Annotated in this window: 3 protein-coding genes; 2 read left to right on the top strand and 1 reads right to left on the bottom strand. The window is 35.8% G+C overall.

The genetic code is table 11. The features are described 5' to 3' along the window. Window positions 1–260: 260 nt before the first annotated feature. Window positions 261–1505: a beta-ketoacyl synthase N-terminal-like domain-containing protein gene (locus tag ACIQ2X_RS15115; protein WP_396179789.1), complete on the top strand. Its 1245-nt coding sequence runs from the start codon at window positions 261–263 to the stop codon at window positions 1503–1505. Window positions 1506–1724: 219 nt separating this feature from the next. Here the strand turns inward: ACIQ2X_RS15115 and ACIQ2X_RS15110 are convergent, their stop codons facing one another. Continuing rightward, on the bottom strand, window positions 1725–2213 hold the full coding sequence (locus ACIQ2X_RS15110) for a regulatory protein RecX (protein ID WP_396179788.1): 489 nt from the start codon (window positions 2211–2213) through the stop codon (window positions 1725–1727). Window positions 2214–2556: 343 nt separating this feature from the next. Here ACIQ2X_RS15110 and ACIQ2X_RS15105 point away from each other — a divergent pair. Then, on the top strand, window positions 2557–3120 hold a 564-nt coding region (locus ACIQ2X_RS15105), incomplete at its 3' end, for a hypothetical protein (protein WP_396179787.1).

Genomic DNA, 3120 nt, shown 5'->3' with positions numbered 1-3120 from the left:
TGGAAATATTGTTTACATTTTGCCACCTTATGTGATTACCGACGAACAATTGCAAAAAGTATATAAAGTGGTCGAAAAAGCATTGGAAATAGTTTAATAGAACACAGATGACACGGATTTAACTGATTTGCACGGATTTTTTCAAAAGATTTTTAACTTAAATGACATATAGGTTTAAATTTTAAAATCTGTTTTTATCCGTTCAATCTGTGTCATCTGTGTGCCATTTTTTTACGACCTTTGCACCAAAATAAAAAGTCTTGTCAAAAATTATCTCCATAACTTCTATAGCATCCATTTCTCCATTGGGAAATGACCCGAAGACGATTTGGGGAAATTATAAAAACGCCAATCATTGTTTTACCAAACATTTTTTAGACCATAAAAACACGCTTGTTGCCAAATTAGACACTGATTCTAATGCTATTGTTGAAGATTTAAAACAGTCTGACATCAAATACAAATCTTTAGATAAATCGGTTTTGTATGCGATGGCAGCCTCTCGCAAAGCCTTTGCAACTGCAGGTTGGACTTCAAATGATGTTTTTGGAATCAACATTGGATCTTCGCGTGGTGCTACCGATTTATTCGAAAAGCATTTTCAGGAATATTTGCAAACCGGAAAAGCGCAGACTTTGGCTTCGCCAACGACAACTCTAGGAAACATTTCTTCTTGGGTGGCTCATGATTTGCAAAGTTCCGGACCTGAAATTTCGCATTCTATTACTTGTTCGACTGCTTTGCACGCCTTGTTGAATGGTGTAGCTTGGCTTCGTGCTGGAATGACGGACAAATTTTTGGTGGGTGGAAGCGAAGCACCGTTAACTGATTTTACAGTTGCTCAGATGAGAGCTTTGAAAATTTATTCGAATATAGATGAACGTCAGCCTGAGCTTGCCGCACTTCGACAAGCTCAGCGTGACAATCCTGTATGTCAGTCTGAGCCTGTCGAAGACCTTTTAACAAAAAACAACTATCCTTGTCGCGCTTTCGACTTAGAAAAAAATCAAAACACCTTGATTCTTGGTGAAGGAGCTGCCGTTTGTTGCTTGGAAATTGGACGAAAAGAAAACGCTTTGGCCTATATAGAAGGTATTGGTTATGCCACAGAACTATTGGAACACAACATCTCCATTTCGGCAGAAGCGACTTGTTTTCAGAAATCAATGAAAATGGCATTAGAAAACACAGATTTGTCCGAAGTCGACGTCATAGTAATGCACGCTCCGGGAACAAAAGCGGGAGATTTAACCGAATACAAAGCTATTACGAAGGTCTTCGGCTCCGATTTGCCAATGCTAACGACCAACAAATGGAAAATTGGGCACACTTTTGGGGCCTCGGGGATGATGAGTATTGAAATGGCGATTTTGATGATGCAACATCAGGAATTTATTGGAGTTCCATTTGCCGAGGTTCAAAAACCAAGAAAACAAATCCATAAAGTGCTCGTAAACTCGGTTGGTTTTGGCGGAAATGCGGTGAGTATTTTGTTGTCGTTGTAATCTCCTTTTTCAAAAATTGGAAACGGATTTAAACTGATGAAACGGATTGTCACTGATAATTATCAGAAATATACATAAAAAAGTCCGTACTAATCTTTTCTTTCAGTTACCCAATCTTTCGTTTTTTGATTATGGGTAATGTGATCAAAAACAGTTGGTGATTCTCATATTATTACAGAAACAGAAGCAAAAAATCCGTGCTAATCTGCTGCATCCGCGTCATCCGTGTCCCAATGCAGGCAATCTTTCTAATTCTTTGACCTTGTCATAGACCAAAGTACTTTCAAAACCACGGCGAAGCAAATAGTCACAAAATTTCTTCCGTTTTTTCAACACATTTTTTTCTCGAATCGATTCCCAATGCCTTTCGGCCAATGCGTGAAAGGTTTCTAAGTATTCTTCTGGAGTAATTTCTTTGAGCGCAATATCAATCAGATTTTGCGAAATGTTTCTGAACTTCAATTCATTCACAATCCTGATTTTCCCCCAATGTTTGATGCGGTGTTTTCCTCTGGAAAAACTACAGGCAAAACGTTCTTCATTGATGAAGTTGTCGGCAATGAGATGCACCATTATTTGGTCAATTTCATCCGACTCCATTTTCATAGTCCGCAATTTCGAAAAGACTTCTTCGTGGCAACGTTCCTGATAAGCACAGAAGGATTCTATCTTTTGTAGGGCTTCTTTTATGGAGAAAACGTTTTTCATTCTGCTGAAAATATTTTGTATAGTATAGTTCTGATAAAGAAATTAAAAGAGACAAAAATAGGTTTTTTTATTTTCAGTGAGCTTTATTGTTTCTAATCTTCAGAAAAGAGTAATATAACAGATATGAGTGTAGTTTGTCGATTATTTTTTAATTTACGATTAAGTTGTTATTACTTTGAAATGCGTTAAGAGCTCATTTGCAATAGTATAAGATATATTGCAAATGTAAATAGCCAAACTTTAGGCTATTAGGATTGAAGTATTTGCATACCTGTAATTTTTAAATAAGTAAAAATTAATCTTTTTTTTATGATGAATTTTTGGAAATTAATGAGAGTGGGTTATGAGAAAAAATTACTTTTTTATATTATTTTTATTATTCAACTATTGCATTAGCTTTGGTCAAGACTTTGGTCAATTTGCTTCTGGAATTCGGATTAATACTTCTGTATACAATATTACTGGTGATATTACAATACCTCCTTTCCAAGGCGCAAACCTAGGAACTTTTGGTGCCAATTCAACTTGTGCTAAGATAACTGCTGGCGAAGTTAAAACCTGGAAAAATGCTTCAGCAAATGTATGCAGTGCCAAAATCTTATGGAGAGTTTATCCAAGCAGTGCATCACCTTCAGGAAGTTTTAGCGCTATTGATCTGCCTTTTGGTGCTAATTGTTCATCAGGTGTTTTTTATGATGGCGTTGGTAGTTGTTCCCTTGGTGATCAAAAATGGAAAGACTATTCTTTAAATGTTGATTTTATTAATGGTTTAGCTCCTAAAAATTATATTCTTGAAATCTATTACGAATATACTGGTTCTAATACAAATACTAATACTTGTGAAGAACTCAAATATATAAGCAATTTAGGTGCAAATTACAAAGCAAATTTTACAATTTCTAGTCCA

The organism is Flavobacterium sp., assembly GCF_044368625.1.
Classification (GTDB): domain Bacteria; phylum Bacteroidota; class Bacteroidia; order Flavobacteriales; family Flavobacteriaceae; genus Flavobacterium.
The sequence above is the reverse complement of the archived record's forward strand: the minus strand, read 5'-3'. Positions and strand labels throughout refer to the sequence as shown.